At 62.3% G+C, this 7,959-nt stretch carries 6 protein-coding genes and 1 pseudogene; 3 read left to right on the top strand and 4 right to left on the bottom strand.

Translation table 11 applies throughout. The features are described from left to right. From WAN02_RS14760 to WAN02_RS14750, 3 genes and pseudogenes are all read right to left on the bottom strand, one after another. Positions 1-665 (bottom strand): carbamoyltransferase N-terminal domain-containing protein (locus tag WAN02_RS14760; protein WP_422264946.1); only part of this gene is annotated, 665 nt, incomplete at its 3' end. Between the two features lie 498 nt (positions 666-1,163). Beyond that, positions 1,164-1,826, bottom strand: a complete 663-nt coding sequence (locus WAN02_RS14755; protein ID WP_422264947.1) for a hypothetical protein — start codon at positions 1,824-1,826, stop codon at positions 1,164-1,166. Between the two features lie 24 nt (positions 1,827-1,850). Beyond that, positions 1,851-2,129: pseudogene (locus WAN02_RS14750) on the bottom strand (alcohol dehydrogenase catalytic domain-containing protein); the annotation flags it as partial. A gap of 342 nt (positions 2,130-2,471) precedes the next feature. Here WAN02_RS14750 and WAN02_RS14745 point away from each other — a divergent pair. From WAN02_RS14745 to WAN02_RS14735, 3 genes are all read left to right on the top strand, one after another. Further along, on the top strand, positions 2,472-2,603 hold the full coding sequence (locus WAN02_RS14745) for a hypothetical protein (protein ID WP_422264945.1): 132 nt from the start codon (positions 2,472-2,474) through the stop codon (positions 2,601-2,603). Positions 2,604-2,661: 58 nt separating this feature from the next. Continuing rightward, entirely contained in the window at positions 2,662-5,733 is a 3,072-nt protein-coding gene (locus tag WAN02_RS14740) for a peptidase domain-containing ABC transporter (protein ID WP_422264944.1), read from the top strand. 151 nt (positions 5,734-5,884) lie between these two features. Then, positions 5,885-6,658: an aspartyl/asparaginyl beta-hydroxylase domain-containing protein gene (locus tag WAN02_RS14735; RefSeq protein ID WP_422264942.1), complete on the top strand. Its 774-nt coding sequence runs from the start codon at positions 5,885-5,887 to the stop codon at positions 6,656-6,658. A gap of 24 nt (positions 6,659-6,682) precedes the next feature. On the opposite strand, the gene WAN02_RS14730 is transcribed toward WAN02_RS14735, so the two are convergent. After that, positions 6,683-7,959: FAD-binding protein (locus WAN02_RS14730; protein ID WP_422264941.1), on the bottom strand; the 1,277-nt coding region annotated here is incomplete at its 5' end.

The raw sequence follows: 7,959 nt of genomic DNA, 5'->3' as shown, positions 1-7,959 counted from the left end.
TCGCCATACGGCGCCAATCCCATGATCTTGTATTCGTCGGCGCCGAAATTGAAACCGAGGTGCAGCGTCACGAGTGAATACAGGATCCCGATCGAGTGGGCTGCCGAGATCTCGTGAAGTTTCTCCAGGCGTCCTGCATTCCCCCGGTACACGGTCGCGCTGACGACTTCACCCATTCCGTCGATGACGACGACCAGGCATTCGTCGAACCCGGACGTGAAAAATGCACTCGCCGCGTGGGCCAGGTGATGGCCGACGTGATGAACGCGGTCCGCGGGAAAGCCGGCGAGATCCCGCTCGGCGAGCTTCAGAAGTGCTTCACGGGAATAGACTTCGCGGTACAACTCCGAGGCAACCGGGTCGAGCGAGAAGAGTTGTCGGAAGGGTTGGTAGTCAAACCCGTGCGCCAGTTCATCGACATCCTCGAGCGCAAGACCCGCCTCAGCGAGGCAGTACTCGATTGCCCGGAGCGGGAACCGCGCACTGTGCTTCTCCCGATTGAACCGCTCTTCAGCTGCGGCGGCGACCACGTCGCCGTCGACCACCAGAGCGGCCGCAGCGTCATGGCCCTGGGAGATCCGATACTCGCGTTCGTCGAGGGAGGGCCAATGAGCTCGCTTGAACGGCATCGAATTCTCAAAGCCGCTGATTCCCAAGATATTCATGCCACGTATTCCTGCGAGTCGCGCCGCGTCTCCTGGAACCGAGATGGTCGTCCGATCCAGGGTCCCGGGTCATCATTGGTGGGTCAACACACTTTCGTGGCCAATAGACTACGGATGATCCGAGGTCCTTGGCGGCGGATCGGTCGGCAGACGGCGGTTCTCTTCATCCCTAGGCGGCTCCTGGCGTCCTTGCTCGATTGCCCGGCGATCGGCCGGCCGGCGAGCTATCCTGAGCGAAAGGCCGACAGCACAGTTAACGAGTGGTGCGTCGACATCCGCGAATCCTGTTCTTTCTCAGGGTATTTCAGCCGCAGATTGCCTCTCTGGCGCTGGCGTCGAGGGTCAAGCAGGCCTTACGGTTAACGTTCGTTGTGATTGGCGGCGCCAACGTCGAAAGCGTCATGGGCCTGGAAGCTGTGCGCCAGTTCAGCTTTCTCGACGCCGCGAAGTGCTTCTCGCCCCGCCCAGTTCACGGAGGCGCAGTAACCGAGATGTGTCTCACCCAGAGCAAGGCGAGGGCGCCGACAGCGCCGGTCGGTCGGCGATGGTGGGCCGGCCCCCGTTCTTCGTAAGTCGCGGCGGTGCCCACTCGGCATCGGCAGGATCGGGAGCCAGAAATCTCTTGAGGTCCTCGCCGACGTCGTCAGTGGCGAGCACGGTAGCGAAGTCCTCCAACGGGTGAACCTCCCCGAAGAGGTCGGCGACGTCGTGGCGAGTCAGGAAATCGAGGGATTCAGCGAAAGTCGCGTAGGACACCGCTTCGAATGTCACCTCCTTCCGCACCGCCGCCGCAAGGTCGATCGCCACGGGGGCAGGGGGTCGGCTCTTGAGAATGATCCGGCCGCCGGGACGCAAGATCCGGATGATGTCGTCGAAGGCCGGCTCGATGGGTTGGGTTTCGATGACGAAGTCGTAGGCATCGGACTCCAGCGGCGCCGAGGGGTCCGTTCGGCCCTTCTCGATCGCGGGGAAACCGGCCACCCGAAGCACTCGCCGGGTCAGCTCCGCAATCCGGTTGTCTCCGAACACCAAGCCGCGATCTCCCGGACGGATTTGGGCTTTCAGCACTGCAAGTGAGGCACACACGGGTTCGGTGTAGGCGCCTTCCCTGAAGGACAGCATCTGGGGCAGATGATGCACCACCTGAGCCGGCACCGCCATGTACTCCGCGAAGGCTCCGTGCCGGCCAACTCCGAGAAATTCGTGGTGTGGGCAGCATTCTGGCATGCCGCCGGTGCATCGCAGACACCTTCCGCAGGGGATGGCTGGCATCACGGCAACCCGGTCTCCTGCGGCAAACCCATGATCGCCCCGACCGGCCTCGGCGACGACGCCTGCCAACTCGTGCCCGAGAATCAGGGGGTCGGCAGACGACAACCTTCCCTGAGCGACGTAGACATCGGTGCGGCATACACCCGCCACTACGACCCGGATGAGTAGCTCTCCCGGTCGCGGCTCGGGCATCGGCACCCGACGCCGCCGGACGGAAGGACCTTGCTTGACCACCGCCCACATCCCCGTCACCCTGCGCATTCCCTCCCGAGTGAAACGCCTGTTACGGGCGTCGACGATCTGAGGTTGTGGCGGTCCGTCGAACGGTGCCTCTGGTCGCGCGTAGTCTACGCTCGCGTTTGCCGAGAGGTGCGCGCTACGACAAATGTCGGGGATGTGAAATATTTCTGCAAGAAACCGCCGAGTACGTGCGCGGCTGGCACAATGTGCTGATCGCCGAAGAGGTCACCGTCGATTGCTGATCGTTGACGAATTCGTAAACTGGCTCTTGCCGCGAGACGTCCAGATCAATGGATGGCGGCGAGAAAGTTTGCCGAGTACGCGCGGACACGGATCCGGGAGGACATGGTGCATCTCCGCGAAGAGATAGCGGGCGCGCCGCCCGCCGGCGCCGACGCGCACGTGAACCGCTATGACCGTCTCTGATCGCCCGCTCACTCCAACCGCCCCGCCGAACCTGCGACGGGCCCCATTGTTGGAATTGATGCCGGCAGATGTTCGTCAACTGGTGGAGGCGTCGTTTACTCCGGTGAGCTTCGGCCTCGGCGAGGTGATAGTCGCCGAAGGCGATCGCGCTGATGCAATGTTCGTCATTCAGTCCGGAACCGCGCAGGTGATTAAGGCCGATGAGCACGGCAACGATTTACCGCTCAACGTGCTGTGCTCCGGCGACATGTTCGGCGAACGGTCGCTCCTGGATCCCGAGTGTCAGCGTACGGCCACCGTGCGTGCTTCCAGCCCGGTGCAGGTGCTGCGGCTGGACCGTGGGAAATTCCAGGCATTGGTCCACACCGAGCCGGAGGTGAGCCGCTACGTTCAACTCGACCTGCGGCGCCGCGAGCTGCGCGATTTCTTTTGCCGATACGCCGCGTTCGAAGATCTTCCCCCCGACGGAATGCGGGCGCTGCTGGGCGGGCTGATCCCCAAGGCGGTCAGCGCCGGCGAGCTGGTCATCCGCCAGGGCGACCCGGCCGGCCCGATGTACGTCATCCGCCATGGCCGGCTACGGGGTCATCCGGATGGCGACGGCACCCGCGAACAGCCGACGGAGCTACATCCCGGCGATTTCTTTGGCGAGGTGTCATTGCTGCGTGGTACGGCTCGCGCTGTCAGCGTCGAGGCGGTCACAGATTGCGAGTTGTGGGCGCTGGAGCCGGATCTGTTCGCCGCGCTGGCTGCCCAATACCCGAAGCTTCGCGAAGGCTTCGAGCAGCGCGTCGCCGCGTCCGAGTACCGCCGCTTGGCACAGGTCCCGCCGGATTTCGCTGACGAGTTGCTGCCGGCGGGTGCGGCCGGACACGATGTTCTGAGCGACGAGCAGCCTCGTGCGGACGCGACCTCGTACCCGTCCCCGGCGGCGGACGAAATCGAACGGTTCGACGACTTCGTCCGGCACCGCAAACGTATTCGCCGCTTTCCTTTGATTCTGCAGAACGATTCCACCGAGGCCGGTGCCACGTCTCTGGCGATGATCTGCAGGTACTACGGCCGCAAGGTGTCGTTGGCGCACGTGCGGGAGGTCGTTCACACCTCAGTCGACGGCACCAGCCTGTCGGGCATCAGCCAAGGTGCGGAGGCACTCGGCTTCAAGGTGTCCGCGGCAAAGGTATCCGAGGATCGACTGGACTCGATGCCGCTGCCGGCGATGATGCATTTGACGAATAACCACTGGGTCGTCCTCTTTCACATTGATGCGCGGCACGCGTGGGTGGTGGACCCGGCGCGCGGCCGTCGCCGGTTGGAGCGAGCCGAACTAGAGGCGAATTGGTCGGGCTTCGCGGCCTTGATCGCGCCCACCGAAGCCTTGATGGACGTCCCCGAGCAGCATTCGCCGGTCAGCTGGTATCTCCAATTCTTCAAGCCGTATCGGCGCACGCTGCATGTGGCGTTAGCGCTGGCGTTCCTATCGGCCGCCGGGTCGATGCTCATCCCGGTGTTGAGCAAGGTCATCGTCGACAAGGTGATCCACCTACACGACATCGGGCTGCTCAGCGGGCTGGTGCTGGCCATGTTCGGCGCGCTGTTCTTATCCGTCGTGGTCACGATCGTTCAGAGGCTGTTGATCAGCCGCATCGCGGTGCGTGTGGACCGGGCTTCGCTGAACACCCTTTCCCAGGTGTTGCTCGCACTGCCGATGGCCTACTTCCGGGCCCGGCGCATCGGCGACATCGGGCGGCGGCTCAGCGGCTTGCAGTTGGTGCGCGAGATCTCGATCAATCGGGCCGTAGCGTGCCTTACCGCGATCACTCAGGTTGTGGTCGCCATCGCCGTCATGTGCGTTTTCAGTTGGCGTCTGACGCTCGTGTACCTGCTCAGCGCGCTCCCGCTGTACGGGATCCTGATGTGGTATGCGCAGGCTCGCCTGCTGCCGGCTTACGAGGGCCTCGAGGAGTGCTGGGGCAAATACCAGTCGCGACAAATCGACTCGATCAGGGGTATCGAGACCGTAAAGGCCATGGGTGCCGAGGAATCGCTGCGCCGGACAATGCTCAACGAGTTCGACGATCTTTCCGACAAGATTTACCGGGCCGATGTCGTCCTCATGCTGTACAACGGCGCAGTCCAGCTGATCTCTTTTTTGTCGCTGGCTCTTTTTTTGTGGCTCGGCGCACTGCAGGTATTACACCAACAGCTCACCGTCGGAGGGTTGATCTCCTTCAACGCTTTGGTGCTGCTCAGCAATCAGCCCCTGGTGATGGTCGTTTTGTCGTGGGACATGCTGCAGCAGATGGTGGTTCTGCTCGGTCGCCTCAACGATGTACTCGAGCGGACGCCCGAGCAGGGTGCGGATCATTCGGCTTTGGCGCCAGTGAAAGACATTTCAGGCCATATTCAGTTCCAGGACTTGAGTTTCCAGTATCCCGGGCCGGCTCAAACAAGAGTGCTCGACGCGATCGATTTCGAAGTGCGGCCCGGCTCCAGGGTTGGCATCGTCGGCCGGAGTGGGTCGGGCAAAACCACGCTCGTCAAGTGCCTGTGCGGACTGCTCGAACCGACCGGGGGAACAATCCTCTACGACGGTCAGGAGTTGACCAGCCTGAACCTGCGCGATCTCCGTCGCCACATCGGCGTCGTGCTGCAAGAGAATCACATGTTCGACGCGACGATCGCGGAGAACATCGCTTTTGGCACTGAGCAGCCTGATCCCGAGCGGGTGTTATGGGCGGCGCGCGCGGCCAACGCCGCGGAGTTCGTCGAGCGCCTGCCCTTGGGTTACCAAACCCGGATCGGCGAATCCGGCCTTTTGCTGTCCGGCGGGCAGCGTCAACGGATAGCGATTGCGCGGGCGGTTTATCACCGTCCCCCGGTGCTCGTCTTCGATGAAGCCACCAGCGCGCTCGACACCGAATCAGAACGGGCGGTGAAACAGAATCTCGATCAACTACTCGAGGGGCGCACATCGTTTGTGATCGCACATCGGCTCAGTACCGTGCGCGACGCCGACGTCATCATAGTGCTCGAGAAGGGCCGAATCGTCGAACGTGGCACACATGACGAGTTAATGGCGCTCGAGGGCTTGTATTACTACCTGTGCAGCCAGCAACTCGGCACGTGAGTTGGCCACCGAAGGAGGTTCCGAATGCATCGACAGCACCTCGGATTGGTGACGATAATGCCAGCACCGACGCCGGCGACGTGGAGTAACCTAACTTTGCCGCGCCCGCTGTGGCGGGCCTGAGCTTTGGCCCGACTTAATAGGAGTCGACATGTCCGAGCAAACGGTTGATTCCGGGTACGATCGAATTGCATTCATCAGCGCACAAGTACGACAACACTTTTCGTCGAACGATGATGACATCCGGGCAGCCGCACTCGTCGAGGCCGGTTTGCGGACCGGATTTGGCAAGCCAGTAACGCCGCCCGATCCGCTTCAACAGCCCTTGAACTTGTATCCCGGACTGGAAGCCCGCGCCTGGCACGATCCATCGCGATTCGATTGGGTGCCGGCCCTTGAGGCACAAGCACCGAGAATTGCGGCCGAGATGTCGGATCTCTTCACGCGTAACGTCTTCGCACTCGTTCATCAAGAGGTTGATCGCGGGCTGGCGAATGCGGGATCCTGGACCTCGCATCGCCTATATTCCGAAGGCGTCCGAAACGAGGCCGGATGGGACTTAGCGCCGGTCACCACGGCTGCGATAGCCCGGATACCAGGCGTTGACAGCGCAGGGCTGGTTTCTTGTGCCGCCGTTACCGGCGGGACACATATCTCGGCGCATTGTGGTCCAAACAACGCTCGTCTGCGTTGCCACCTCGGACTCAAGGTTCCTCCAGGCTGCGCCATTCGAGTGGGGCGAGAGACCCGAACCTGGGTTGAAAACAAAGTGATCATCTTCGATGATTCGTTTGAACATGAAATTTGGCACAAAGGCACCGGAACGCGGTTGGTACTCATCTTCGATATTTGGCATCCCGACCTCTCGGATGCCGACAGGCGAGCGATCATGTTCGGCAGGCGTCTGTTGTACCCCGAAAATTGATATAGCCGCAACGAATTCGAATGCCTACGCTCGCCTGGCGTTTCCCGCCGCGTGCGCGCCGGCGCGGCGCCCGAAGAACGAGCCCTCGCCGAGCTGCGTACCGCTGGCGTATCCCTTGCCGTCCTGGGCGATGTTGGACGCGCACGCGCCGACCGCGTAGAGGCCCGGTATGACGCTGTCGTCGCCGCGCTGCACCTGGCCGTCGACGGTGACCGCCAGACCACCCATGGTGAATCCGGAGTACATCGCCCTTCCGAGTGACAGGTCGAATACCGCCCACGGTCCATTAGTTTGCGGCGCAAGATATTCCGCTTGCTTGTGGAAAATGGGGTCCTCGCCGTTTGCCGCAAACTCGTTGTAGCGCTTCAGCGTCGCCGCGACGTTGCCTGCGGGAATGCCGAGCGCGGTCTCCAGTTCGGCGATCGTCTCGTAGCCGTCGAGGAACTTGATCAGCGGCATTGCCGGCATCTCAGTGTGTGCTTCGTCGACGATCAGGTACGCGGTCTGCTCGGGCTGCTCCAACACGAAAGCCGATGTGCGCGAATGATAGGAGTCCTCGGCGACGAAGCGTTTGCCTTCTTTGTTCACGATCACACCCGTCAGAAGCACCTCGGGCGGATAGGCGGCCGCGGTGATGAACTTTTCGCTCATGTTCTCGGTGACCCCGCCCGCCGATACACCCATCCGCAGGCCGAGCCCGTCATCGTTGGGGTTACCCAATATGTAGGGCGCCACCAGCCCGTGATGTTTGGTGCGCCGCGGCTGGCCCAGCTCGGGAGTGTGTTCGGCGACCATCTCGGGATTCATCGCGAACCCGCCGGCCGCGATGATGACCGACTTGGCTTTGACCGCACCGGTTTCACCAAAGTGCTTCCAGGCAACGCCGACCACGGTGCCGTCGGCGTCCAGGATCAGGTTGGTTGCTCCGGTCTCGTATCGGAATTGCACGCCCAGCTCGTCGGCGCGTTTGACCAACAGATCGATGACCATCGACGCACCGCCCAGCTCGCCCGGTACCGGCACGGAATGCCCGCGCGGCGAAGGAATGGCCTGCTCGCAGAACGGCCATACTTTTTCGTTGCCGGTGTAGCTCAAGCCCTCGGTGCCAGGCGGGACGACCACCTTGCCTGGGTAGAAGCTTCGCTCGAACTGAAAACCCAAGTCTTCCAACCAGTTGAAGTGCTCGACGCTGCCGTCGCTGTAGGCGCGGATCTTCTCGTGATCGGGTTCACGCGACACTGCGACCAGATATTTGTACATCTCCTCGGCCGAGTCGGGATGGCCGGTCGCCTCCTGAACCG

Origin of the sequence: Mycobacterium sp., from assembly GCF_049281135.1 — a bacterium.
In the GTDB taxonomy this organism is placed as follows: Bacteria; Actinomycetota; Actinomycetes; order Mycobacteriales; family Mycobacteriaceae; genus Mycobacterium.
This window is presented reverse-complemented; position numbering and strand designations above follow the sequence as displayed.

Excerpts from the sequence above, each read along its gene's own strand:
- WAN02_RS14755 (WP_422264947.1), bottom strand. The coding sequence starts at position 1,826 with ATGGCGGTGCCGGCTCAGGTGGTGCATCATCTGCCCCAGATGCTGTCC.
- WAN02_RS14745 (WP_422264945.1), top strand. The coding sequence starts at position 2,472 with ATGGCGGCGAGAAAGTTTGCCGAGTACGCGCGGACACGGATCCGGGAG.
- WAN02_RS14740 (WP_422264944.1), top strand. The coding sequence starts at position 2,662 with ATGCCGGCAGATGTTCGTCAACTGGTGGAGGCGTCGTTTACTCCGGTG.
- WAN02_RS14735 (WP_422264942.1), top strand. The coding sequence starts at position 5,885 with ATGTCCGAGCAAACGGTTGATTCCGGGTACGATCGAATTGCATTCATC.